Raw genomic sequence first — 25292 nt, forward strand, 5'->3', positions numbered from 1 at the left:
TGCCATGAGTCATGGTTTTTATCTCTTTTTTACAATGTCGGTTCTATAAATAGAGTGATAGAACTGTACCATTTTCTGATAGCAGCTATTAAATTTGTATAAAATGCTAAGAGACACAACCAAAAAGAGTTTTTAAAAATACGGTGTTAAATTATGCGAGCAGAAATAGAAACATTAGTTGATGAAATCCAGAAAGCAATACAATTGCTAAGGGGGCATCTTTGACTGGGATCAATCACTAAAGCGTCTTGAATATCTTAATCAAAAAGCGGAAGATCCATCATTATGGGATGATGCACAACGAGCACAGGATATGATGCGTGAGCGTCAACGTCTTGATGATTCAATCAATGGTCTTTTATCATTTACAAAAACACTTGAAGAATGCATTGAGCTTATTGCGATGGGCGAAGAAGAAAGTGATGTGGAAATTATCGCTGATGCAGAAAGATCAATACGTAATCTTAAAAATGAGATAGATAAAAGGCAAATTGACGTACTTCTTTCAGGAGAGGCAGATCCGAATGATACCTATTTAGAAGTTCATGCTGGAGCAGGGGGAACAGAAAGCCAAGATTGGGCTTCTATGCTCTTACGTATGTATATGCGATGGGCTGAACAGCATGAAATGAAGGTTGAAATTTTAGAAATTCATGATGGAGAAGAAGCAGGAATAAAGTCAGCGACTATTCTTGTAAAAGGGCATAATGCTTATGGAATGTTAAAAACAGAATCAGGTGTTCATCGCTTAGTGCGGATTTCTCCATTTGATTCGAATGCAAAGCGCCATACCTCTTTTGCAAGCATTTGGGTTTATCCAGTTATTGATGACAATATTGAAGTTGATGTTTCAGAGGCAGATGTGCGTATTGATACATATCGTGCATCTGGAGCAGGAGGACAACATGTTAACACGACAGATTCTGCTGTTCGCATCACACATATAAAAACGGGTATTGTTGTTCAATGTCAAACAGAGCGTTCTCAACATAAAAATCGCGCTACGGCTTGGTCGATGTTGCGTGCACGGCTTTATGAAGAAGAGCTTAAAAAAAGAGAAGAAGAAACCAATGCTGCTGAATCTTCTAAAACAGAAATCGGATGGGGACATCAAATTAGATCTTATGTTCTTCAACCCTATCAGCTTGTCAAAGATTTGCGTACAGGAATTGAAAATACGGATCCACAATCCGTACTTAATGGTAATTTAGATGCATTTATAGAGGCAGCACTCGCACGGCGCATTTATGGAAAAGACAAAAAAATTGAGGATATTCGTTAATTACATATCCTTCCTTCAAGCCATGTAGATTTTTTCTTAAGCTGTTCGTTTTATGGATGCTGTGATGTTATATAGCCTTTGATACTTTAAAGGTTTAAAGGGGGATTTTCTTGTTCCTTTCTTCAACTTTTTCTCACACGCTAATTCTGCTTATGATATTGCAAGTGATAGGAAGAATCTGAAATCAGAAAATTTTGCGATATTCGGGGGACTAATATAAATGTAAAACAATTCATTATCCTTATAAATCAATATATTGTAAAAATTGAATCCGTTGAAAAACTAAAATCAATTAGGGAGAATAACTTTTGCTTTTGAAGGTAAATCAAACACTCAATTTACAAGTTACCATTATGATATAAAAGTGTTGCAGTAGCTAAAACATTTTCAGCATGCCCAGATACGCTTACTTTGCGCCATTCTTCTACTATTATTCCATTTGCATCAATTAAAAAAGTGCTCCGTTCAACTCCCATATATTTGCGTCCATACATGCTTTTCTCAACCCAAACACCATAAGCTTCGAGGGTCGTTTTTTCTTCATCAGAAACCAAGATGACATCAAGTTCATGTTTTATTTTAAATTTATCATGTTTTTTTACATTATCTGGAGAGATTCCAATAACAGCAACACCGATTTCATCAAATTTCATCTTTAATTTTGTGAAATCAAGTGCTTCACTTGTGCAACCACTGGTGTCATCTTTGGGATAAAAATATAAAACAACAGGCTTTCCTTTAAAGTCAGAAAGACACACTGTCTCTCCTCCATCGCGCGGCAAAGTAAAATCAGGAGCAAGAGCACCTTTCATTGGTCTTGTCATTGTTTTCATCTTTCTTTTTTGTGTAACAGGTATAAAATATCAGAGTACACAGAAGAAAAGAACTATTCAACTCTCTAGAATTTTATCGTTTTGAAGAGACTTTTATTTCCCTAACAAAATTCGCCCTATCACAACGATTGAATTGAAAGAACAAGCTCGACGTGAACAACATAAACAAAACAGCAAAAGATTATACTGGTTTCATCACAACATGTTTTTTCTTACCAAAAGAAAGTTTAATGGTTCCTTCTGCACTGACATCCCTTTCAATAATAAGATGTGTTTCATCCTCAATAATTTGATCATTTACACGGACACCTCCACCTTGAACGTGTCGGCGTGCCTCACTATTCGATCTAGCGAGTCCTGCTTGTACTAAAAGAGTGAGCAATCCAACACCTTTTTTTAATTCTGAGGCATTAATTTCAACAGTTGGAAGATTTTCTCCCAGAGTTTTTTCTTCAAACGTCTTGCGAGCCGTTTCTGCTGCTGCATCAGCAAGAACACGTCCATGCAACATTGCTGTAATTTCTGTTGCAAGAATTTTTTTTGCTTCGTTAATTTCAGTTCCTTGTAATAGAGAAAGTTTAAGAATCTCATCCATCGGCAATGGAGTATAGAGCTTTAGAAATCGTGTTACATCAGCATCTTCTGTATTGCGCCAGTATTGCCAAAATTGATAAGGTGAAAGTTTATCCGCATTTAGCCATACAGCCCCATTCAATGATTTACCCATTTTGGCACCGGAAGAGGTTGTCAGCAATGGTGATGTTAACGCATATAATTGCGGTGTTCCTAAACGATGTCCTAATTCGATTCCGTTAATAATGTTGCCCCACTGATCAGAGCCCCCCATTTGCATACGCAACCCATAACGTTTATAAAGTTCAACAAAGTCATAAGCTTGCAGAATCATATAATTAAACTCTAAGAATGACAAAGAGTGCTCACGCTCAAGTCTGAGTCTGACAGAATCAAATGACAACATACGGTTGACAGAAAAATGCTTTCCTACATCACGCAAAAATTCTAAGTAGTTTAAATTGCATAACCATTCAGCATTATTCACAATACAAGCATCGGTTTCTCGGTCACCGAATGTCAAATAGTTAGCAAATACCTTTTTAATACCATCAATATTTGCAGCAATATCATCTTGTGTCAGAAGGCGTCGCGCTTCGTCTTTGAAAGAAGGATCACCAATCAATCCGGTTCCTCCACCCATTAAAGCAATGGGGCGATGACCCGTTTTTTGTAACCAATAAAGCATCATAATCTGAAGAAGACTTCCAGCATGTAAACTCGATGCTGTTGGGTCAAATCCAGTATAAGCGCTTACAGTTTCTTTTGAAAAAAGATCATCTAAGCCTTTTTCATCTGAAATTTGGTGGATAAAACCACGTTCGCTCATAATGTGTAAAAAATCAGATTTAAAGGCAAACACAGATTTAATTTCCTAATTTAAGAGTGCATTTATTGTATATAATAGGCGATTATATAACGAATTATTAATGCGTTATCTATCATAACTGACGCACACCTCACAAGAGAAAGAGACATATTGGTAGTATAAAGATAATAATACAGGTATTATTTCCTTTTTACGCTAAAAAAGAAACTTCTTAGTAATAGAAAAAAGGTGTTCTTTTATTCTCATTTCTATCCTGAAATAAAATTTAGAAAAATTTTAAATGCAGACTAAAAAAATTACTTTGTTATGATCAGAGACGATTTTTGCTAATTTTTTATAAATCTATCGTATTTTCCTAAGTTAGTGAAAGTATTTCAGGAGGAGGAGCGAGAAGTTCATTGGAGATATGGTTATCCAAATAGTGGGCACATCGTTCAATAAGTTTTTCATGACATCCACTGAAAAAGTGATTAGCCTCTTCCAATATTTCTTGTGTAATGATGATACCTTTTTGTGTTTTTAATTTATCGACAAGTATTTGAACATCTTTTGGAGGGGCAACTTTATCGATACCGCCATGAATGATAAGTCCAGAAGAGGGACAAGGTGCAAGAAATGAAAAGTCATAAACATTAGGCTGAGGGGCAACTGAGATAAATCCCTCAATTTCCGGTCGGCGCATTAAAAGCTGCATACCAATCCATGCTCCAAATGAGTATCCTGCTACCCAACAATTTTTAGAGTCTGGATGTTGTGTCTGCACCCAATCGAGAGCAGCAGCAGCATCTGAAAGTTCTCCTATTCCATAATCAAATTCACCCTGACTACGACCAATACCACGAAAGTTAAAACGTAAAGTTGTAAAGCCACGTTGTTGGAACATATAAAAGAGGTCATAGACAATTTTATGATTCATAGTTCCACCAAATTGGGGATGAGGATGCAAAATGATCGCAATGGGTGCATTTTTTTGTTGTGAAGGTTGATAACGCCCTTCGAGCCGACCCGCGGGACCGTTAAAAATAATTTCTGGCATAAAATGCTCCTTAATGCAATAAAAGGCTCTCTTTGACCCTAGTCGACTTTTACCATAGAATCTCTTAAATAATTATTAGATATTCTTTTTTTAGTGCACTTTTCAAGAAAAATGCGCTATTTTTTCAATCAATTCATAAGATTAATGATTGCGATGTAAAATGGTTATAAAACGCCGATATTTTGATCATAACGCAACAACACCGCTCAAAAAAGTGGCACGGATAGCGTTACTGGAATCTTTAGAGATATTTGGTAATCCATCATCGGTTCATAAGGAAGGGCGTGCCGCTAAAACTTTGTTGCAAAAGTCCCGTCGGCAAATCGCTGAAAATCTTAAAACAGATCCAGATCACGTGGTATTTACCTCTGGTGCGAGTGAAGCCGCAATGACTTTGTTAACACCTTTTTACAATATGGGGAAAGCAAAAGTTAAATTTTCTCATCTTTACCTTGGAGCGACTGAACATCCCTCTGTTGCAGAGGGAGGACGTTTTTCTAAAGAATTGATAAGCGTCATTGATGTTGATCAAGATGGGCTCATACAACAAGATAAATTAACATCACTCTTAACGGTTCACGATAAAACAAAAGGTTTACCTCTTGTTGCTATTCAAGCTGCAAATAGTGAAACGGGTGTTATTCAACCGTTAACAGAAATCGCCGCTATTGTTCGGGATTTAGGAGGCACTCTTATAGTTGATTTGACACAATATGTAGATAAAAATTTTGTGGATATTCATCAGTTAGGAGGAGACTTTTTTATACTGTCTGCCCATAAAATTGGCGGTCCTAAAGGAATTGGTGCTTTTGTTTCATGTGGTAATCTTCTCATGCCACACCCTCTTATTATTGGAGGAGGACAAGAAAAAGGTCTCCGTGGAGGAACAGAAGCATTGCCCCTTATTGCTGCTTTTGGGGCAGCAATGACTGATTGCTTCACACAGGAGGAAATAAAACAGTTAATATATTTACGCAATAAATTAGAAGCTGGACTACAAAAAATAAGTAAAAATGTTGAGATTTTTGGCAAAAGAGTTCAACGTTTGCCAAATACAACTTACTTTACCGTGAAAAATATAAAAGCTGAAACGATGCAAATTGCTTTTGATTTAGAAGGGTTTTCTTTATCATCCGGCTCTGCCTGTTCTTCGGGAAAAGTAAAACAAAGCAAAGTGTTGGAGGCAATGGGGTATCATGTTCCAAATGGTGCCATTCGCATTTCGCTAGGGCGTGGCACAACTTCTGAAGATATTGATGATTTTCTGTCGTTTTTTTCTCAAATTATAAGCAGGAAAAAAGGGGAAGATTTATCATCAGAAAGTTATAAAAATTAGAATTATTTTAAAAATAAAATAAGTTTGATTGAAATTTTTGCGCTTTACCTATAGCCTAGGAGATAACTTGCTTACTTTAATCTTGTAAAAAACAAGACTTTAGTTACCGGTTTTTGACGCCAAAAAATGGAGAAAATTTATGCCGGCAGTACAAGAAACGATACGCCAAGTACGTGAAATAGATGTTGACCAATATAAATATGGTTTTGAAACCAATATTGAAACCGATAAAGCTCCAAAAGGCTTAAATGAGGATATTATCAAATTTATTTCCGCTAAAAAAAATGAGCCTGAATGGATGCTAACATGGCGCTTAAAAGCTTACCGCCGTTGGCTGACAATGCAAGAGCCTCATTGGGCGCGTCTTGAATATCCTAAAATTGATTTTCAGGAGCTTTATTATTATGCTGCTCCAAAAAATCATACAGGACCAAAATCTTTGGATGAAGTGGATCCTGAGTTATTAGCAACGTACGAAAAACTTGGCATTCCCCTTAAAGAACAAGAGATTTTGGCAGGAGTAAGAAAACAGTCTGATCCCTCCACTTTTGATGACAGTATGTCTGTATCGGGGCAGGTGGCTGTTGATGCAGTCTTTGATTCTGTTTCTGTTGTAACAACATTCAAAAAAGAGCTGGCACGTACTGGTGTGATTTTTTGTTCTATTTCAGAGGCGATTATTGAACATTCTGAGCTTATTAAAGAATATTTAGGAACAGTTGTACCTATAAGTGATAATTATTATGCGGCCTTAAATGCAGCTGTCTTTACAGATGGTTCATTTGTTTATATTCCTAAAGGGGTTCGTTGTCCTATGGAGCTTTCAACTTATTTTAGGATTAATGAACGCAACACTGGCCAATTTGAACGAACATTGATTATCGCCGCTGAAGATTCCTATGTTTCTTATCTTGAAGGGTGTACAGCACCCCAACGTGATGAAAACCAACTTCATGCTGCTGTTGTTGAGCTTATTGCCCTTGAAAATGCAGAGATTAAATATTCTACAGTACAAAACTGGTATCCTGGCGATAAAGATGGAAAGGGCGGTATTTATAATTTTGTGACGAAGCGTGGAGATTGTCGAGGTGATAGCTCTAAAATTTCATGGACACAAGTTGAAACCGGTTCTGCGATTACTTGGAAATATCCATCCTGCTTACTCCGTGGTAATAATGCGCGTGGAGAATTTTATTCTATTGCTGTTGCAAACGGTTATCAACAAATTGATTCTGGTACAAAAATGATTCATTTGGGAGAGAATACATCCAGTCGCATTATTTCCAAAGGTATTTCTGCAGGTTTTTCAAATAACACTTATCGGGGACAAGTCACAGCTCATCGAAAAGCACAAAATGCGCGTAACTTTACGCAATGTGATAGTTTGTTAATCGGAAATGATTGTGGTGCGCATACAGTTCCTTATATTGAAGCAAAAAATGCAACAGCTCAGTTTGAACATGAAGCCACAACATCAAAAATTTCTGATGACCAACTTTTTTATGTTATGCAAAGAGGAATTCCCGAAGAAGAAGCTATCGCATTAATTGTAAATGGTTTTGTAAAAGAGGTCATTCAAAAACTTCCCATGGAATTTGCTGTCGAAGCACAAAAGCTTATTAGTATTAGCCTTGAAGGTAGTGTTGGATAATTTTATTTAATTAGATAAATAGAAGACTTTATGTAAAAAGGCTGTAACGGTAGCACATAATGCTAAAAATGACCTCTATGGTAATTACAAAAGTAGATGGATGCTAAGGTAAAATAATACGCATTGATATCTGAAAAACAGCCAAAACAGGATTAAATTATGTTAGAGATCAAAAATTTGCACGCCCGTGTTGCTGAAACCGATACAGAAATTATTCGTGGTTTAAACTTGACAGTTCAAGATGGAGAAGTTGCCGCTATCATGGGACAAAATGGAGCCGGAAAATCAACTTTATCTTATTTGCTTGCTGGTCGTGATGATTATGAAATAACAGAAGGAGATATTCTCTATAATGGACAATCACTTTTAGAAATGGATCCAGCAGAACGTGCTGCATATGGTGTTTTTCTTGCATTTCAATATCCAATGGAAATACCAGGGGTAGCAACAATGGAATTTTTAAAAGTTGCGATGAATTCTCAACGCAAAGCGCGAGGTGACGAAGAACTTAAAATTCCTGAATTTATAAAATGTGTTAAAGAAGTTTCAGCCAAACTTGAAATAGATATGGATATGCTAAAGCGTCCATTAAATGTAGGTTTTTCAGGTGGAGAAAAAAAACGCGCTGAAATTTTACAAATGGCACTTCTTGAACCTACACTTTGCATTTTAGATGAAACGGATTCTGGCTTAGATATTGATGCACTAAAAATTGTTGCAGATGGTGTTAATAAACTTCGGGATTCAAAACGTTCATTTTTGGTGATTACCCATTATCAACGGCTGCTTAATTATATTATTCCTGATACGGTACATGTTCTTTATAAAGGACAAATTATCAAAAGCGGTGATAAATCCTTAGCGCTTTATTTAGAGGAAAATGGGTATGCTGATCTTATTAGGGAAGCGGTTTGAGGTTATTAAATATGAATGCACAGCAAAACTTGTTAGCGGTTGAAGAAAATATACTCAGTAATTTTAATCAGTATGTAAACCACTTACCTGGTGATAAAGCTGTACAGGAAATCCGCAAGAAAACTATTGAGCAGTTTCAAACGACACGGCTTCCTTCCCGTAAAATCGAAAGTTGGCATTATACCAATCTGCGTACCTTACTGAAGTCTATTAGCAATTTTTCAAAAGTTCAAGACAATCAATTGGTTGATGCATTGCTTTCAGAAAGTGCTGTTTTCTCCATAAACAATGGAAAAACATCGATAGAGTCAAAGGTAGACAACATTGCAGTAAAACGCCTTTCAGACGCATTAGAAGATAATTCTGTACAGATAAATCAAAACATTTCTGATGAAGATTTTATTGGACAGTTAAATACAGCTTTTGTTACAGATGGTTGGCTTTTTCACATCCCTGAAAATACAAAGTTAAATATCCCCATTGAATTACAAAATATACAAATGGGGGGACAATCTCATATTTTTTCGGATATAAAAGTTGATAAAAATAGTCAAGTTATGTTTATTGAACATCAGGTTGGCAATGATAAAGATACCTTTGTCAGTTCAATATTTTCATTAAATGTTGCTGCTGATAGTGATGTTACGTGGATTCTCATTCGCAATCGTGATTTTAATTCTACACAATTTGGTCGATTTTGTGCTGTTCTTGATCAAAGAGCGAAGTTATCACTTTATGTCATTAATATAGGGAGTCAATTAAATCGCCAAGAAATCGATATTGAATTACAGGGAGAAGAATCTGATTTTCAATTACGCGTCATAAATTTATTATCAGGACAAACACATAGTGATCTTACAATGACTGTTCGTCACGTGGAAGAAAAATCAACATCAACCGAAATTATACGCAATGTGGTTACAGATAAGGCTGTTGGTGTTTTCCAAGGAATAATACGTGTTTCTCAAAAAGCGCAAAAAACAGATGCACGCATGGCTTGTAATAGCCTTATTCTTTCAGATGATGCAGAATTTAATGCAAAGCCTGAACTAGAGATTTTTGCTGATGATGTTGCATGTGGTCATGGTGCAACAGTTGCTAATATTAATCATGATTATCTTTTTTATCTTATGACACGTGGTATCCCATTTAAAACGGCGCGAGCACTTTTGATTAAAGGATTTATCTCTGAGCTCATTGATGACATCAAGCAAGATAATATTCAAATCGTTTTGGAGAATATCATTAGTAAATGGCTTGAAAAAAATGTTTAAGGTAGAAAAAATGGAAAATAACGTACAAACATTTACTTATAATGTCGAAGAAATTCGGCGTGATTTTCCTATTTTGCACCATCAAGTTTATGGAAAGCGATTAGCATATCTTGATAGTAGTGCTTCTGCCCAAAAACCAATGTCAGTACTCAATGCAATGAATAATTATTATCACTATAGTTATGCTAATGTGCATAGGGGAATGTATTTTTTAGCCAATATAGCAACACAATCCTATGAAAATTCTCGTGAAACCGTTCGTGTTTTTCTAAATGCTCAAAAAGCTGAAGAAATTGTTTTTACGAAAAATGCAACAGAAGCTATTAATACTGTTGCTTATGGTTGGGCGATGCCAAAACTCAAAGAAGGTGATGAGATTGTTCTAACGATCATGGAACATCATTCAAATATTATTCCTTGGCATTTTCTCCGTGAACAAAAAGGTGTTAAACTTATTTTTGTTCCTGTCGATGAAAATGGTGTTCTGCACATTGAAGATTTCCAAAAGGCTTTAAGCGAAAAAACGCGGCTTGTTGCTATAACGCATATGTCCAATATATTAGGAACTGTGCCTCCTGTTAAAGAGATTATTAAGCTAGCACATCAAAATTCTATTCCTGTTCTTGTTGATGGTTCTCAAGGAGCAGTACATTTAACCGTTGATGTGCAAGATCTCGATTGTGATTGGTATGTCTTTACAGGTCATAAGCTTTATGGACCCACTGGTATTGGTGTTTTGTACGGTAAAGAAGATAGATTAGAAGAAATGCGTCCTTTTCAAGGGGGAGGGGAAATGATCGAGGAGGTAACAACCGATAAGGTTTTTTATAATGCTCCTCCTTACCGTTTTGAAGCAGGCACTCCTCCTATCGTTGAAGCTATTGGATTAACTGCGGCTATTGATTATATACAAGAGAAAGGTCGTAGCACGATTCATGCCCATGAGAGGTCCCTTTTAGCTTATGCGCAGGAAAAACTTAAAATGGTTGAGTCATTGCGTATTTATGGTCATTCTCCCAATAAAGGAGCTATTATATCATTTACAATTGAAGGGATTCACGCCCATGATATCGCTATGTTTATTGATAGAAAAGGAGTTGCAATCCGCGCGGGAACCCATTGTGCACAGCCTTTATTACAGCGCTTTGGTCTAACATCTATTTGCCGCGCATCGTTAGCCATGTATAACACTCAAGAGGATATAGATCAATTAGTAGAAGCATTGCAAGAAACAAGGACATTTTTTAATGGCTGAATCAATTGAAGAGCGTCATTCTACAGAATCCGTTGAAACTGTAAGCGAAAATAAAAAATCTTACATATCAGCAATTCCAGCAGACGAAATTGATCGTATGACAAATGATATTATTGCTGCTCTCAAAACAGTTTATGATCCAGAGATTCCTGCTGATATTTATGAGCTAGGATTGATTTATCGTATTGATATTGACGATGATCGTTCAGTAAAAATTGAAATGACTCTTACAGCACCGGGATGTCCTGTTGCAGGTGAAATGCCGGGGTGGGTAGAAAATGCAGTCAGTGCAGTTGAAGGGGTTTCGTATGTTGAAGTCACTATGACTTTTGATCCACCATGGACACCTGATTGTATGTCAGAAGAAGCTCAAATTGCTGTCGGATGGTACTAAAAGTATTGTTAAGAGACTCTAATTTAGCCATTCATGAATAAGCTGTTTACTTTTCATAAGCGTTTAAATTTAAGGACGATCGCATGAGTTATAATAAACAAAAACTAGAACTCACTTGGATTGGAAAAGAAAAACGCCCAAAACTAGAGCCTCGTATTTTATTGGAAGATCTTGAAAAATCTTATCACGCTCCGCACCAAGTATCTACCCAAGATATTTTTGATAATAAACTCATTTTTGGTGATAATTTACTCGCACTCAAAGCGCTTGAACAAGAATATATGGGGAAGGTAAAATGTATCTATATCGATCCGCCTTATAATACAGGCAATGCCTTTGAACATTATGAAGATGGTTTGGAGCATTCCCTATGGCTAAGCCTTATGAGAGACAGGCTAGAATTGTTACATCATTTACTGGCGGATGATGGAAGTATCTGGATATCAATTGATGATGATGAACAAGCCTATCTTAAAGTGATGATGGATGAAATTTTTGGTCGCCAAAATTTCATCAACAATATTATTTGGCAAAAGAAATATGCTCCACAAAATGATACAAAATGGCTTTCTGATAATCATGATTTTATAATGGTTTATGCCAAAGACAAAACGATTTGGCGCCCTCAATTGCTTCCTCGTTCAAACGATATGGATGCGCGCTATAAAAATCCTGATAATGATCCTCGCGGTCCTTGGAAATCTGGAGATTTATCTGTAAAAAGAGTAACACCTAAGGATATTTATGAAATCATCACACCTTCTGGACGCAAGGTAATGCCTCCTAATGGTAGAAGTTGGGCTATGAATAAAAAAAAATTCTTTGAATTATTGAATGATAATCGTATTTGGTTTGGCCCCACAGGAAGCAATGTTCCTTCTTTGAAGCGTTTTTTATCAGAAGTAAAAAATGGCATGGTTTCAATGACCATTTGGCCTTATCAGGAAGTTGGCCATAATCAAGATGCAAAAAAAGAAGCCAAAGTCTTCAATTCTGATAGTGTCTTTACAACTCCTAAACCGGAACGTTTAATGGAACGCATTATTCAACTTGCCACTAATCCCGGTGATCTTGTACTGGATTCTTTTGCTGGTTCTGGCACAACCGGTGCTGTTGCCCATAAAATGGGAAGGAAGTGGATTATGATTGAACTTGGTGAGCATTGTCACACCCACATTATCCCTCGTTTAAAACAAGTCATTGATGGAACTGATCAAGGGGGAATTTCCAAAAGTGTCAATTGGCAAGGTGGCGGTGGATTCCGTTATTATCGCCTTGCACCTTCTCTGTTGCAAAAGGATCCATGGGGACAATGGATTATTAGTCGCGAATATAATGCTGCGATGCTTTCAGAAGCAATGTGCAAACATATGGGATTTACCTATGCACCTGATGAAAATCATTATTGGATGCAAGGGTATTCAACCGAAACAGATTATATTTATGTCACAACAAGCGCTATGACCCATGAACAACTCCGTATAATGAGTGAAGAGGTAGGCTCTCATCGCACGTTGCTGATTTGTGGTACAGCCTTTGATACAAAATCAGCATCCTTTGAAAATCTGACACTCACTAAAATCCCCCGTGCAATATTAGAAAAATGCGAATGGGGAAGGGACGATTACAGTTTAAATGTAGCCAATCTTGAACCAGTAATTGTGGTAAAAGAAAACAGCAAAAATAAAGATATTGCGCAAGCAGAATTAGATCTATTTGAATAATATATAAAAAGCGGAGTTTTTCATGAACACTGTTGAACAAAGGATTTCTGCTCGCTTATCGTTGCGTGATCCTCAACGTGAATCTTTAAATATTTTGGTAAAAATCTTAGAAAATATAGAGCTTTCTAAAAATGCTGATTTGGTTGCAGAGTTAGAAGTGATAAAAAATCTTTATCCTTCTGTACAAGATTTTGAACGAAACTTTCCCTCTTTTTGTTTTGCCTTAGCAACGGGTGTTGGGAAAACGCGACTTATGGGGGCTTTTATCAGCTATCTTTATTTAACAGGTCGTAGTCGCCATTTTTTTGTTTTAGCGCCAAATTTGACTATTTATGAAAAGTTAAAACAGGATTTTAGTCCCCAAAGTCCGAAGTATGTTTTCAGTGGAATGAGTGAATTTATTGCCAATAGACCCGTTATTATTACAGGTGAAGATTATGAAAGTGGTAAAGGTATTCGCGTTGATGAACACCATATTCAAGGACAAAAGCGTTTGTTTGAGAATAGAGATACGGCCTTTATCAATATTTTTAATATTTCTAAAATTAATACAACGGATAATAAAAAAGGCGCACTAAAATCTAGTATTCCGCGAATTAAACGCTTACAAGAAACGATTGGTGAAAGTTATTTTGATTATCTCGCAAATCTTCCTGATTTAGTTTTGTTAATGGATGAAGCACATCGTTATCGAGCTTCTGCTGGTGCGGCAGCAATTAATGAGTTAAAACCTGTTTTAGGAATAGAGCTTACAGCGACACCAAAAACAATAGGTGCAAAACCCGTAGATTTTAAAAATGTTGTCTATAGTTATTCACTTGCAGAGGCTATGAGAGATGGTTTTGTAAAAGAGCCTGCTGTTGCTACACGTAAAGATTTTCAACCTCAAAATTATACATCTGAACAATTAGAACATATCAAATTACAAGATGCAATTCATGCCCATGAAAACGTGAAAGCAGATTTAATTGTCTATGCAAAAGATTATAACAAAAAGTTCGTTAAGCCTTTTATTTTAGTTGTCGCTCAAGATACAAATCATGCACAGAAATTGCGTGATTTATTGGAATCAGATGATTTTTTTGCAGGAGCTTATAAGGGAAAAGTTATAGAGATTCATACAAAACAGTCGAATATAGAAGAAGATCAAAATATTCAAAAGCTGATTGCAATTGAAGATTCTCATGACTCAACAGAAATTGTTATTCACGTTAATAAATTAAAGGAGGGGTGGGATGTTACGAATCTCTATACTATTGTACCGTTGCGTGCATCGGCTTCAGAAATTTTAACAGAGCAAACAATTGGGCGTGGATTGCGTTTGCCTTATGGGTATAGAACAGGCGTGGAAGCTATTGATCGTTTAACAATTATTGCGCATGATCGTTTTCAAGATATTATTGATCGTGCAAACGATCCAAACTCAATTATAAAAAAGCATATTGAGATTGGAACAGGAGGGAATATCCCCTTTGAAAAGACCGATATAGTGACAGTTCCAAGTCAAGTAGAAGCTTTATTGATGCAAACGATGGTAATACGTAATTCCGATATAAATGGAGCATTTTCTGATTTACAAGGTATCATATTACGTCATACAGATTCCCCTACATTAACACCTGAAGAGCAAGATATTGCAGCGATCGCGTGGGATCTTATCAAAGAGAATGATAAATTGCCAAGTTCTCAAATGCTTTGTTCTGCACAGATACAAGAAAAAATTGCTAATAAAGTTATGAATATTAAGCCTTCATCACAAAAGTCTCTTGTATCAAAAGTGCTGACAATTCTGACAAAACAATTAACAGAACTGATCATAGATATTCCAAATATTATACTCATTCCTTCGCGTGATGTTACTTATGGTTTTTATGATTTTGATTTGGAAAATTTAGAAAACTTAAATTTTCAACCTGTTAGTAAAGAACTTTTAATTCGAGAATTGCGTACCCATAAAAGCATTTTTCTCACATCTAAGAATGAATATGTCAAAGAGCCTTATCTTGAAAACTACATCATTCGTGGTTTGATTGATAATGACTTTGTCGATTATGATAACCATACGCTCTTATTACGAAAATTAGCTAGTCAGATAGTAGAACATTTCCGATCTTATTTACCCAATGATACAGCTGTTGAGAACGTATTAATTCACTATCAGCACAAGCTTACTAGTTTTATTGTTGCGCAATTAAGAGAACATCAATGGGAAACGCAAAAAGATTATGCGGTTAAAGTTACACGAGGTTTTACAATTTTACAACCTATCCATTATGTGTTGCCGCAAGGGACGTCTCCTCTTGATTTTCGTAATATTCCTGCCATTAAAAGCGATATTAAAAAACTTGTATTCAGCGGCTTTAGAAAATGCTGTTATCCTTTACAAAAGTTTGATTCAGTAGAAGGGGAATTACGATTTGCTCAAATATTAGAGGATGATGCACAAGTCTTGAAATGGATGAAACCCGCTCGAGGTTTTTTCAGAATAGAATATGATAAAAGATCAATCTATGAACCAGACTTTGTTGTAGAAACGAAGGATGCCAAATATCTTTGTGAGCCTAAAAAAGCCTCTGAAATGCAAAATCCTATTGTTTTAAAAAAGAGAGAAGCTGCAGTTCAATGGTGTTGTCATGCAACGCGCTATGCGGCGACTTATGGCGATAAAAAATGGTATTATGTTCTTATTCCCCATGATGCTATTAAAGCAAATAGTAGTTTTGAAGGTTTGTGTGCAGAGTTTACCATTTCAGAATCTATACTTGAGAGCTTATAACTTTTTGCTTCAAAAATAAAACACATAAGTTTTTTAATTGACGGGTGTGAGGTTTAATCAAATGTTTGAATAATTATTTTTAACTTTTTTCTAACGACGTTAAAATAAAAAGAAAAATGTATAGAAAAGTTATACAAGATTATGCTTTTGTATGGGGATTTGTAGCACATTTACACTTTTTTATAAAAGTACAATCTTATTTTCATTATGTGAAAAGATCTTTGAGTTATAATCATAAATTAAAAAAAATATTTTAATTTTATTGAGTAATTTGATAAATGTTCTTTTTTTAAAAAACTTAAACAGTTTATTGTTCTTTCATTTAAAACGCCTGAATATAATGAAATACCCAGAGGATAAAAGGGGGAGTTTTTCATATGACTTTAAATTTAACAAACACTGTTTTTAATTTTTTAAAGAAAAACCCGACAAAAAAGTTTACAGCTCGAGAAATTGCTCAATGGATATTTGAAAATTACCCAGAAAAATGCCGTCAAAAACAAAAGAATTCAACGGCAATAATCACTCCCCTTAATAGTGATGCGGCTCTTATTCAGCAAATTGTTGCTGAAATAGGGGCAAAACGCCCTCAGTTACAAAAGCGTTATTCAGAAATTAAAACCACTGAAGGACGACCGAGACAATATTATTTTACTGAACAAACAGATAGTGCTGAAATTGATGCAATAGAGGACAATGCAAAGAGTAGAACAGAAGATGGCTCTGTTAAAGAGCATGATCTTTATCCATTATTATCTAAATTTTTATGGTCAGAGCTTGCAGTTTATAGCAAGCGCATTAATGAGAAATGTTCTCGTAATAAACATGGTGCAGGCGGAAATAAATGGCTTTATCCAGATCTCGTAGGGATGCAAGATTTAAGCAAGGAATGGAATCGTGAAATCAAAGACTGTGTTTTGCAATATTTTGATAAAAAGACAAAGCTTTGGTCTTTTGAAGTAAAAATTCTCATCAATCGTTCAAATTTACGAAAAGCATTTTTTCAAACAGTTAGTAATTCTTCATGGGCTAATTTGAGTTATTTAGTTGCTAGTGAAATTGAAGGAGTTGATACATTAAAAGAGCTTCGGATGCTTTCAAGTTTGCATGGAATTGGATTTATAAGACTTAATAAGGAAAACTCTTCCGAGAGTGAGATCTTAATTCCTGCCAAAGAACGTAGTGATATTGATTGGGATACTGCTAATAGATTAGTGGAGGAAAACAAAGATTTTCTTGATTATATTAAGCTCATTCGTCAATTTTATCAAACTGGTGAGATGCGTCCTCTAGATTGGGATCATATGTATCTATGAGGGGTATTTTTAAAAAGACTCTATTGTTTAAAAGCCTTTTTTCAGAATGATGAAAAATTACTCTAACTATTTTATTTGTCTTATTATATTGGTATAATATGTTGATTTACTAATGATAATTAGTCTTTAAACTTAAATGAGGGGAATGAATACCCTAGTATTCAATCCTTTCAAACCATCTCATATTGATATTGTATCAATTAAAATTTTTCTCACGTACCTCATGAGTAGGGTTGAGTAGGGGAAGAGTAAAAATTCTGTTTTAAGCCTGTTCTATTTTGTGCATTGAGCGTGATTCCATTAGATACTAGACTTAATGATTATAATTTATTATAAATTTGCTATTATAGAGGGTGAAATTCGACTTTTTTGCTTTGTTTACATCAAGCATGGAAAATATTACTTCCTCATATTGAAGTCTTCTTACGGAGAATTTACACTACTATTTCTTTAATTTCCATTGCTGTTCGTTTTGATGATTACTAAGCTTTTTGTTATCCGAAGTAAACATTCAAAAAAACATTAATTTTATAAAATATTCACATAGTTTACTCAATTTCTTGAAATAGATTTAAAAAATAAATTTCTCTCACACCTTATGGTAAAGGAAGTGTGTACTGTCGCAGTCTGCCGCAATACTCTCTTTATTTTTCAATAATACCGCACGCTAAACGTGCACCACCTCCGCCAAGCGGTAATGGTTTATCTGATTGATTATCAGCCCCTAAATGAATGACTAAAGAGCGCCCTTTAATTTCAGAGATTTTTTTTAATCGTGGAGCAAGAACGCTCATTATGGCATATCCCTGCTTATCAACATAAAGTGCTGGTAAATCACCAAGATGACCATTGACATTATAAGGTCCTAAATGTTTTCCGGTATGTTCCGGATCATAATGTCCACCTGCGCTTCCACCAATTATGCCATCTTTTGTATCACATGAAGGATTTACATGTACATGAAAACCATGCATTCCTTCTGATAAAGTAGATAAATTAGGGATGAAAATCAAACCGTATGTGGTTTCTTCAATTTTAATGCTACCAATAGCCTTTTTGGAATTGTTATATTCTAATTTATAAATATTTACTTGTTTTGATAGTGCTAATGCAGAATTTTTATGAATTAAAAATGCCATAAAAAACAATAATGATAATAATATTTTTTTCATAAAATACCTTTATACTTATATTTTAATATATTGTTGTCTATAAATAACAATCTATATTAATGATATATTATATAAATGTCTTAAATTTAACTTTAAGAAAAATAATTTACATAGAAATATTCTGTTATTAGAAAGAGCAAATAAATTAAAGTGTGTTTATATATATTTCTGAACATAACTTTTATTTTTTGATCTATAAAAAATACAGCTTTTATGGATGGATAATTATATCTCACTTACATTTCTTCAAGAGATGCTTTTAAAAAATCTACTTTTTGAGGTATAATAAGAAATTAAATAAGGAATTTTAGTAAGTTAGCTATTATTTCATTTACAATATGATGATCGTTTCATCAAAAAAAGAACATATAATTTGTTGATGATTTAATTGTTTTTCATAGAAAAAATGACGAGAAATTTCTATTCATTATGAAATTTATAAGAGAAAAAATTATTATGATTCATATAAATTTCCCAATAAAATACAGCATATACCGACACTCCCTCCCATTCCTGATCCTATCAGTGCTCCTATTATTATTCCGGAAGAAAGTGCTACTCCTATACCCATTGCGATAACTGGACCAAATCCTGGAAGAGCAATATAACCATAAGCTGCAAGAGTTGCCGCGATAGCTCCTGATATGCTACCATTTAAACCGCCAATGAAAGCAAATTCTTTAATAGAATGGTAGCACTTTTTTAATTTTTTTTTCTTACAGCTGTGAAAAGAAACGTTGCTGTAAGTTTTTAAATCAATCATATTCTTTTCTTTCATTTTGAATGCTAACTGTTCCTGAATAGTCAACGGATACGAAAAAATGGGACTTTTTAAATTTTACTAAAGCACGCCAGATACCATTGTCATCTAAGCGCAATCGTTTAATATTCTCAAAACCATTTTGCATAAGACAATTTTTAACTTGTGAAGCAGTAAATGAGTTCTGACCTATTTTAGTGACCTTTTGAGTAGAGCTATAGGTAAAGGTTTGACAATAAGGAAGGTGAAAAACTTCACTTATTGAAGTCGTGACTATCAACGAGACACATGCAATCATTATAAAAAAAGTACTTAATTTCAAAAAATTATTTAGTGTCATCTTGTTACCATTTGTTGAAACAACACTTCATTAACCTCTGTGTTACTAACAGGTTCCAAAGATGATTTTATTTTTAATATTATACTTAACAATAAAAATTTTTGAAAATATATTGATTAAATAAAACTGTTTTTATTTATTTTCTTATTAAAATTAATTTTATAAAATAACTTTTTCAAAACGGTATTATTTTTCATTTTATTTATAGTTCTAAATTTAACAGCTATGATTTAGCAAGATATCTTTATAATTTAATTTGTAGTATATAATTCAGTTTTCTCTTATTTCATATCAACATACTAAATATATATAATAATTTTTAATAAAAAATAATTTACAGTTATATTAATTAAACATGTTATTATTATAAATAAATCAAATAAATATAATTAATTATTTTAATATAAATTGTTACTTCTTAGAAAGAACAAAAATATTTTTTATATTAGTAATAGATATGATTCAAAATGCAATTTATTATTTATTATTTTACGTTATTATCCATTATTGCTTAGTAGAGCTGTTTTGATGATTTTGTTGGAAATATTTGCATAATTTCCTTAAATCCATAACCGGGATACATTCCTTCGCGCATAAATAAATTACGTAATGGTGGGAAACTATGCAACAAACCAAGCCCAATGCTTCGTATGATATGAACAGGCAACATATGAGAAAGTAGAGCAGAGTTCAGTGTATGAACAGCTCCACTTCGGATTAATATATCTGGTTTGCGGCATTTGTTATAATGTGCAACAATCATTTCAGAGTTAGAATTGGATATTTTATTGGGTAAAATATCAATTAAAGTTTGGACATCACGGAATCCTAAATTTAATCCCTGTGCCCCAATAGGGGGAAAAACATGAGCGGCTTCACCCACTAAAATTGTTCGATTAGCAGCAAAATGATGAGAAAGAAGTCCGAAAATCGGCCATGCTTGAATTGATGTTTCTAAGCTTAGCTTTCCAAGCATTGATTGCATTTGGTTTTCGATCATTTTTGCAATTGTTTTTGGTTCTATATTTAATAATTCCTCAGCGCGGGAAGGATGAACAACCCATACAAGACTAGATCTTCGTCCTGGTAGTGGAACCTGTGTAAATGGACCGTGTTCTGTATGAAATTCAGTTGATGTATTTTGATGAGAAAACTCATGAGAAAAGTTGAGAACAAGTGCTTTTTGTGGATAATTCCACTGTTTCACACTTATCCCTGCTGCTGCACGTGTAAGAGAGTGACGTCCATCAGCTGCAACAACAAGTGGTGCTTGAATAATTCTATGATCAGCAAGAGTAATGCATACATGGTTTTTTGTGTGATGAACAGATTTGGCTACAGAAACAAATCTTGTAATATTGGGCGTATGTGTAACAGCGTCGACTAAAGCACTATTCAATTTTATATTAGGTATATTATAGCCAAAAGCTTTTTCGCCAATTTCAGTAGAAGAAAAATGCACCGTAGGAGCATGCACAATTCTAGAAGTTATATCTATAATTCTCATGGACGATAAAGCAGCTGCATGTTTTTGAAGATTATCCCAAATATTGAGTTTTTGAAGCATGCGTATTGCAGGCATCATAAGAGCCGTTGTCCGTAACTCATCTGTATGAGCAGGGGGCCCAACAAGAAAAACAGAAAGCCCCTTCTGTGCAAGACTCAGCGCGGCTAACATTCCGACAGGACCTGCACCAATAACAGCAATATCTTTATGCTCTTCCTTTTCAAATATCACAACGATTTGAACCTTTATTCATTGAGAAAATATTTTAACATTTCCAAATGATCTCTCTCTTTTTATTATATGAAGCTCTTCTATTATTATAGTATGTAATAAATAATGCGATATAAAAAAGTAACCTTTTTATGATTTTTTTAAATGCTGAGTTATATCATCGTTAAAAAATGGCGTATTGATAGATGGTTGAAGACTTTAAAAACGAGGATAAGAAAACCTTGAAACGTAAATTAACAAAGAAAATCAAAACAAATGCTAAATTATTACGCCATAAAAAAGTAACAATGCCACAAGCAAAGGCCTTTTCCGTTCATTTACTAACAGCTTCGGGATCATTTTTAGCGTTTCTTTCTCTTATATCAGCCTCTCAAAAAGAATGGACAGCTATGTTCTGTTGGCTTGGGCTTGCTCTTCTCGTTGATGGTATAGATGGACCAATTGCACGCAAACTTGATGTTAAGTACGTTCTTCCAACATGGTCTGGAGAGCTGTTAGATAATATTATTGATTACGTGACTTATGTCTTAATTCCTGCCTTTGCACTCTATCAAAGTGGTTTCATGGGGGTAGGGTTATCATTTTCATTGAGTGCAATTATTGTTATTTCATCTGCTATTTATTATGCAGATACTAGTATGAAAACCAAAGAAAACTTTTTTAAAGGATTTCCTGTTGTTTGGAATATGATGATTTTTACGCTTTTTGTCGTCAGACCAGGAGAGTGGATTACTTTTATCATTATTGTTTTATCGGCGATTATATCTTTTTTGCCAATTTATTTTATTCATCCAGTAAGAGTACTTCGTTTACGTAGAATTAATTTTCCCATTTTTCTCTTATGGTGTTTTTTTGGTATTTCTGCCTTCTTTTATCAACTAGAGGCTCCCTATTGGGTTAAAATAGGAATTTCGGTAACAGGAATTTATACATATTGTATTGGCGCAATCATGCAAATATTTCCTAAACTTGGGGCAAAAAGTATAAAAAAAACAATGAAATAATTGTTTTAAGAAGGGTGTGAGATGCAAATTAATTTTGGAGCAGATGATGATATTTCTTTTACGAAAGAAGGGCGTGCTGGTATTATAAAGCTCACACGTCCTTCAGCATTAAACGCTCTTAATCAACGAATGGTTTCAGCTTTAAAAAAAGCTCTCAGAACATGGGAAACAGATGATAATGTTTCTTGTGTCTTAATTGAAGGGGAAGGGCGTGCTTTTTGTGCTGGTGGAGATGTTGTAGAAATCTATCATATGGGGAAAAGTGCTGCTGCTTGTCAATACTTTAGAAATGAATATAGTTTAAATGCTTATATCAAACATTTTTCAAAGCCCTACATTTCTTTCTTAAACGGTATTTGGATGGGAGGAGGGGTAGGTATTTCTCTCTATGGCTCGCATCGAATTGTTACAGAAAATACAGTTTTTGCTATGCCAGAAGGTGCGATTGGATTTTTCCCAGATGTAGGTGCAAGTTTTTTCTTACCATCTCTTCCCAATCATTTTGGTATCTATCTTGCATTAACGGGCGCACGTATAAAGTGGGGAGATTGCTTAAATTTGGGATTAGCAACACACGCCGTTGCTGAAACTGAATTCGATATGATTAGAAAAGCTGTTATTGAGCAAGGAGATCCTACTTTAGCTTTAAACGAGCGAGCAATTACAAAAGACTATGAAACAAGTCATGAAATACGTTGTATTATTAACACTTGTTTTAGTGCACATACCTTAGAAGAATGTCTTGAGTTGCTACATAAAAAAAGCAATGAAGATGTTTTATTTGCTAAAGAATGTTATGATATTTTGCAGTCACGTTCTCCGACAAGTTTAAAAGTTATCTGGAAACAAATGAAACAAAATTCATCTCAAACGTTGGAAGATTGTATGAAAATTGAAAACCGCATAGCGTATCATATGATTCATTCACATGATTTTTATGAAGGTATACGTGCTATGTTAATCGATAAGGATAAAAGACCTCAATGGCAACCAGATAAACTTTCAAATGTGACAGATGAAATGGTAGATTCTTACTTCCAACCTGTTGAACAAGAGTTATTATTGTGAAAAATAATTCTCACAAACAGATTTCAAAAATCAATTTAATCTATAACTGTTACTTACGGTTTTTGGCATTTATTTGCTTAGTTCTAGGTATTTGTTATTGGATACGCCTTGTTGGGGTTTTTCCAGGTATTCTATGGCGTTTTGATCTTATGCCTTGGCAGTGGCAATTTGCATCAGCTATATTGGCTATTCTCTATCCTATTGCCTTAGTTGGACTTTGGATGTATTCACTATGGGGTATCATTGTGTGGTGTATTGCAGCGTTGATTGAAGCAATAACAATATATTATTCCGATTTTATTTATCAGCCATTTGTACCATTATTTCATGGAATATTGTTTTTAGCTTTTATAGTACTACAAATTGTAATTATTTTTTTTAAAAGAGTAAAAAATAAAAAAACATTGTGATTAAAATTTTCGAGCCAGAATAACAGGCTCAATTTTCGATCTTAGCTAACTTAACTAGCTCAAGTAGCTCATTTTAAAGCTTCGTTCCTCAAAACACTGATGCTAGCTATACTTCTCCATAAAGTTCCATAATATATATTATGCGATAATATGATGCAGAAGATAAATCCTTTATCCAAAAAGAAAACCCTCCTTTAAAACATCATCATATTTATATCATACAATTTACTTTTAAAATAAAATTTGGTCTTTAAAGTACATTCCTTAAAGACCAAAAATAGTGATAGTGATAATGAAATTACGTATAATAAAACTAAGAAAAATTATTGTGCTATTTTACAACGTTTCATACGTGCAAGATCACTCAAAACAGCATTACGATTATTTAAAGCCGAAATTTCATTGCTTTCACTGGATTTAGGATCCATAAAAAACAGAGCAGGTAAAAATACAACACCTGCCGCTGCTAAAGCTACATTTTTATTTCTTGCTGTAGAACGCTCTCTAATTGTATCATTAATCTGTCGTTTATTAGCAAAAAACTCCCGTTGAATATCGGTGCAACTCATTGATCCATCATGTAATGTTGTCGTTGCAATATTTTTTTCTAAACGCCCCCCACATGCTGTCAAGGAAACTGCTAAAACGGCAATACATACACCCCGCTTAAAATTCTTATACATAAAAACCTCATTTTAAACATAAAAAAGTGATATTTATGTCAAAAATAAAACAAAATAAAGGATAATCTTCAAAAAACTTTATTTAACGTAAAATATTGTATGAATAAGCTTATGCAGTTGTTTCGAAAGTAAGGCCCTGATACGCAGGTTTTACATAGGATGGAACGTAATTTACGACTGCATTATAATCCAGCGATCTATCCATATGTGTGAGTATTGCTTGTTTTGGCTTTAAATATTTTATCCATTGTAATGCTTGATCAACAGAAAAATGACTTGGGTGAGATTTAAATTGAAGGGCTTCGATGATGAGAACATCCAAACCCATTAATTTGGATAATGTTTTTTCAGGAAATTCACTAACATCCGTACAATAGGCAACGTTCCCAATCCGAAAACCTAAGGAATGAATGTTTCCGTGGTGTTGTAAATGTGTATTGACGCTTATTTCTCCGCCCTGCCCCTGAATAATAAATTGGCTATCTTCATTGATAAGATGCTCTTTTAAAATGGGAGAATAAGATGAATCTTTTGGAGTTTGAAAACAATATCCGAAAGCACTTTTGAGATGCTCTAGTGTAAATCTGTCGGCATAGATATCTATTAAACATTTTTGTGCAAGTGCATAGCTGCGTAAATCATCAATACCGTGGATATGGTCTGCATGAGAATGCGTGTAAAGAGCAGCATCAAGATGGCTTACACGCGCATCGATCATTTGTGAGCGAAAATCTGGACCTGTATCAATAACGATCGTTGTTTTGCCTCCTGAAGGTTTAATACGTTCAACTAATAAAGAACTTCTGTAGCGTTTATTTTTAGGGTTATTCGGATCACATGTTCCCCAATCACCATTAGGTCTTGGCACTCCTGGAGAAGGACCACAACCTAATATTGTAAATCGGTATTGATCACACATATCT

At 34.5% G+C, this 25292-nt stretch carries 22 protein-coding genes; 13 read left to right on the forward strand and 9 right to left on the reverse strand.

Annotation, left to right across the window (positions count from 1 at the left end):
- The first annotated feature begins 153 nt into the window (after nucleotides 1–153).
- Nucleotides 154–1282 (forward strand): peptide chain release factor 2 gene (gene prfB / locus ACFIL3_RS02720; protein WP_375613443.1). Its coding sequence is split into 2 segments (ribosomal slippage): nucleotides 154–222 and nucleotides 224–1282, totalling 1128 coding nucleotides; the frame shifts between segments, so codons are not numbered across the junction.
- 338 nt (nucleotides 1283–1620) lie between these two features.
- Here the strand turns inward: prfB and ACFIL3_RS02725 are convergent.
- The 3 genes from ACFIL3_RS02725 to ACFIL3_RS02735 all read right to left on the reverse strand — a co-directional run bounded on the left by ACFIL3_RS02725 (nucleotide 1621) and on the right by ACFIL3_RS02735 (nucleotide 4553).
- Complete coding sequence (locus ACFIL3_RS02725; protein ID WP_375611894.1) at nucleotides 1621–2106, reverse strand: peroxiredoxin; 486 nt, start codon at nucleotides 2104–2106, stop codon at nucleotides 1621–1623.
- A 190-nt stretch (nucleotides 2107–2296) separates the two neighbouring features.
- Nucleotides 2297–3550: a tyrosine--tRNA ligase gene (gene tyrS / locus ACFIL3_RS02730; protein ID WP_375638395.1), complete on the reverse strand. Its 1254-nt coding sequence runs from the start codon at nucleotides 3548–3550 to the stop codon at nucleotides 2297–2299.
- A 322-nt stretch (nucleotides 3551–3872) separates the two neighbouring features.
- The gene (locus tag ACFIL3_RS02735; protein WP_375613441.1) at nucleotides 3873–4553 is read right to left on the reverse strand and encodes an alpha/beta hydrolase; all 681 of its coding nucleotides are present in this window, start codon (nucleotides 4551–4553) and stop codon (nucleotides 3873–3875) included.
- 160 nt (nucleotides 4554–4713) lie between these two features.
- Here ACFIL3_RS02735 and ACFIL3_RS02740 point away from each other — a divergent pair, with 160 nt between their 5' ends.
- The 9 genes from ACFIL3_RS02740 to ACFIL3_RS02780 all read left to right on the forward strand — a co-directional run bounded on the left by ACFIL3_RS02740 (nucleotide 4714) and on the right by ACFIL3_RS02780 (nucleotide 17194).
- On the forward strand, nucleotides 4714–5889 hold the full coding sequence (locus ACFIL3_RS02740; protein WP_375628096.1) for a cysteine desulfurase family protein: 1176 nt from the start codon (nucleotides 4714–4716) through the stop codon (nucleotides 5887–5889).
- Nucleotides 5890–6028: 139 nt separating this feature from the next.
- Nucleotides 6029–7540, forward strand: coding sequence for a Fe-S cluster assembly protein SufB (gene sufB / locus ACFIL3_RS02745; RefSeq protein ID WP_375681819.1), 1512 nt, complete (start codon nucleotides 6029–6031; stop codon nucleotides 7538–7540).
- 159 nt (nucleotides 7541–7699) lie between these two features.
- Nucleotides 7700–8455, forward strand: a complete 756-nt coding sequence (sufC, locus tag ACFIL3_RS02750) for a Fe-S cluster assembly ATPase SufC (RefSeq protein ID WP_375681820.1) — start codon at nucleotides 7700–7702, stop codon at nucleotides 8453–8455.
- An 11-nt stretch (nucleotides 8456–8466) separates the two neighbouring features.
- The gene (sufD, locus tag ACFIL3_RS02755) at nucleotides 8467–9729 is read left to right on the forward strand and encodes a Fe-S cluster assembly protein SufD (RefSeq protein WP_375611953.1); all 1263 of its coding nucleotides are present in this window, start codon (nucleotides 8467–8469) and stop codon (nucleotides 9727–9729) included.
- 10 nt (nucleotides 9730–9739) lie between these two features.
- Entirely contained in the window at nucleotides 9740–10984 is a 1245-nt protein-coding gene (locus ACFIL3_RS02760) for a cysteine desulfurase (protein ID WP_375618154.1), read from the forward strand.
- Nucleotides 10977–11378: an SUF system Fe-S cluster assembly protein gene (locus ACFIL3_RS02765; RefSeq protein WP_375628101.1), complete on the forward strand. Its 402-nt coding sequence runs from the start codon at nucleotides 10977–10979 to the stop codon at nucleotides 11376–11378. Before ACFIL3_RS02760 ends, ACFIL3_RS02765 begins: the two co-directional genes overlap by 8 nt.
- Nucleotides 11379–11461: 83 nt before the next feature.
- On the forward strand, nucleotides 11462–13102 hold the full coding sequence (locus tag ACFIL3_RS02770) for a site-specific DNA-methyltransferase (RefSeq protein WP_375681238.1): 1641 nt from the start codon (nucleotides 11462–11464) through the stop codon (nucleotides 13100–13102).
- 22 nt (nucleotides 13103–13124) lie between these two features.
- Nucleotides 13125–15878: a DEAD/DEAH box helicase gene (locus tag ACFIL3_RS02775; RefSeq protein WP_375681237.1), complete on the forward strand. Its 2754-nt coding sequence runs from the start codon at nucleotides 13125–13127 to the stop codon at nucleotides 15876–15878.
- A gap of 377 nt (nucleotides 15879–16255) precedes the next feature.
- Entirely contained in the window at nucleotides 16256–17194 is a 939-nt protein-coding gene (locus ACFIL3_RS02780; protein ID WP_375675848.1) for a COG2958 family protein, read from the forward strand.
- Nucleotides 17195–17838: 644 nt separating this feature from the next.
- Here the strand turns inward: ACFIL3_RS02780 and sodC are convergent.
- From sodC to ACFIL3_RS02800, 4 genes are all read right to left on the reverse strand, one after another.
- Entirely contained in the window at nucleotides 17839–18366 is a 528-nt protein-coding gene (gene sodC / locus ACFIL3_RS02785; protein WP_375632234.1) for a superoxide dismutase [Cu-Zn] SodC, read from the reverse strand.
- Nucleotides 18367–18820: 454 nt separating this feature from the next.
- Nucleotides 18821–19144 (reverse strand): hypothetical protein, encoded by a 324-nt coding sequence (locus ACFIL3_RS02790; RefSeq protein ID WP_375675849.1) that lies wholly within the window; start codon nucleotides 19142–19144, stop codon nucleotides 18821–18823.
- Nucleotides 19122–19466, reverse strand: coding sequence for a hypothetical protein (locus tag ACFIL3_RS02795; protein ID WP_375611907.1), 345 nt, complete (start codon nucleotides 19464–19466; stop codon nucleotides 19122–19124). The genes ACFIL3_RS02790 and ACFIL3_RS02795 overlap by 23 nt, the downstream gene beginning before the upstream one ends.
- Before the next feature lie 511 nt (nucleotides 19467–19977).
- Nucleotides 19978–21204 carry a UbiH/UbiF family hydroxylase gene (locus ACFIL3_RS02800; RefSeq protein WP_375675850.1) on the reverse strand — a complete coding sequence of 409 codons (1227 nt, stop codon included), beginning with the start codon at nucleotides 21202–21204 and terminating at the stop codon, nucleotides 19978–19980.
- Between the two features lie 185 nt (nucleotides 21205–21389).
- Here ACFIL3_RS02800 and pcsA point away from each other — a divergent pair, with 185 nt between their 5' ends.
- The 3 genes from pcsA to ACFIL3_RS02815 are packed head-to-tail and all read left to right on the forward strand — an operon-like array spanning nucleotide 21390 to nucleotide 23686.
- A complete protein-coding gene (gene pcsA / locus ACFIL3_RS02805) occupies nucleotides 21390–22208 on the forward strand; it encodes a phosphatidylcholine synthase (protein ID WP_375611909.1) in 819 nt (272 codons plus the stop codon).
- A gap of 21 nt (nucleotides 22209–22229) precedes the next feature.
- Nucleotides 22230–23276, forward strand: a complete 1047-nt coding sequence (locus ACFIL3_RS02810) for an enoyl-CoA hydratase/isomerase family protein (protein ID WP_375650295.1) — start codon at nucleotides 22230–22232, stop codon at nucleotides 23274–23276.
- The gene (locus ACFIL3_RS02815; RefSeq protein ID WP_375613429.1) at nucleotides 23273–23686 is read left to right on the forward strand and encodes a DUF6163 family protein; all 414 of its coding nucleotides are present in this window, start codon (nucleotides 23273–23275) and stop codon (nucleotides 23684–23686) included. Before ACFIL3_RS02810 ends, ACFIL3_RS02815 begins: the two co-directional genes overlap by 4 nt.
- A gap of 323 nt (nucleotides 23687–24009) precedes the next feature.
- On the opposite strand, the gene ACFIL3_RS02820 is transcribed toward ACFIL3_RS02815, so the two are convergent.
- Nucleotides 24010–24369 carry a hypothetical protein gene (locus tag ACFIL3_RS02820; RefSeq protein ID WP_375681821.1) on the reverse strand — a complete coding sequence of 120 codons (360 nt, stop codon included), beginning with the start codon at nucleotides 24367–24369 and terminating at the stop codon, nucleotides 24010–24012.
- 109 nt (nucleotides 24370–24478) lie between these two features.
- Nucleotides 24479–25288, reverse strand: a complete 810-nt coding sequence (locus tag ACFIL3_RS02825; protein WP_375638402.1) for an MBL fold metallo-hydrolase — start codon at nucleotides 25286–25288, stop codon at nucleotides 24479–24481.
- Between the last annotated feature and the right edge of the window lie 4 nt (nucleotides 25289–25292).

It is taken from the genome of Bartonella sp. CE47NXGY (assembly GCF_042195415.1).
Classification (GTDB): Bacteria; Pseudomonadota; Alphaproteobacteria; order Rhizobiales; family Rhizobiaceae; genus Bartonella.

Coding starts and splice junctions, on each gene's coding strand:
- ACFIL3_RS02825 (WP_375638402.1), bottom strand. CDS start 25,288: ATGTGTGATCAATACCGATTTACAATATTAGGTTGTGGTCCTTCTCCA.
- ACFIL3_RS02770 (WP_375681238.1), top strand. CDS start 11,462: ATGAGTTATAATAAACAAAAACTAGAACTCACTTGGATTGGAAAAGAA.
- ACFIL3_RS02725 (WP_375611894.1), bottom strand. CDS start 2,106: ATGACAAGACCAATGAAAGGTGCTCTTGCTCCTGATTTTACTTTGCCG.
- ACFIL3_RS02790 (WP_375675849.1), bottom strand. CDS start 19,144: ATGAAAGAAAAGAATATGATTGATTTAAAAACTTACAGCAACGTTTCT.
- sufD (WP_375611953.1), top strand. CDS start 8,467: ATGAATGCACAGCAAAACTTGTTAGCGGTTGAAGAAAATATACTCAGT.
- sufC (WP_375681820.1), top strand. CDS start 7,700: ATGTTAGAGATCAAAAATTTGCACGCCCGTGTTGCTGAAACCGATACA.
- sufB (WP_375681819.1), top strand. CDS start 6,029: ATGCCGGCAGTACAAGAAACGATACGCCAAGTACGTGAAATAGATGTT.
- ACFIL3_RS02765 (WP_375628101.1), top strand. CDS start 10,977: ATGGCTGAATCAATTGAAGAGCGTCATTCTACAGAATCCGTTGAAACT.
- ACFIL3_RS02735 (WP_375613441.1), bottom strand. CDS start 4,553: ATGCCAGAAATTATTTTTAACGGTCCCGCGGGTCGGCTCGAAGGGCGT.
- ACFIL3_RS02820 (WP_375681821.1), bottom strand. CDS start 24,369: ATGTATAAGAATTTTAAGCGGGGTGTATGTATTGCCGTTTTAGCAGTT.
- sodC (WP_375632234.1), bottom strand. CDS start 18,366: ATGAAAAAAATATTATTATCATTATTGTTTTTTATGGCATTTTTAATT.
- ACFIL3_RS02775 (WP_375681237.1), top strand. CDS start 13,125: ATGAACACTGTTGAACAAAGGATTTCTGCTCGCTTATCGTTGCGTGAT.
- ACFIL3_RS02795 (WP_375611907.1), bottom strand. CDS start 19,466: ATGACACTAAATAATTTTTTGAAATTAAGTACTTTTTTTATAATGATT.
- ACFIL3_RS02760 (WP_375618154.1), top strand. CDS start 9,740: ATGGAAAATAACGTACAAACATTTACTTATAATGTCGAAGAAATTCGG.
- ACFIL3_RS02780 (WP_375675848.1), top strand. CDS start 16,256: ATGACTTTAAATTTAACAAACACTGTTTTTAATTTTTTAAAGAAAAAC.
- ACFIL3_RS02810 (WP_375650295.1), top strand. CDS start 22,230: ATGCAAATTAATTTTGGAGCAGATGATGATATTTCTTTTACGAAAGAA.
- pcsA (WP_375611909.1), top strand. CDS start 21,390: ATGGTTGAAGACTTTAAAAACGAGGATAAGAAAACCTTGAAACGTAAA.
- ACFIL3_RS02740 (WP_375628096.1), top strand. CDS start 4,714: ATGGTTATAAAACGCCGATATTTTGATCATAACGCAACAACACCGCTC.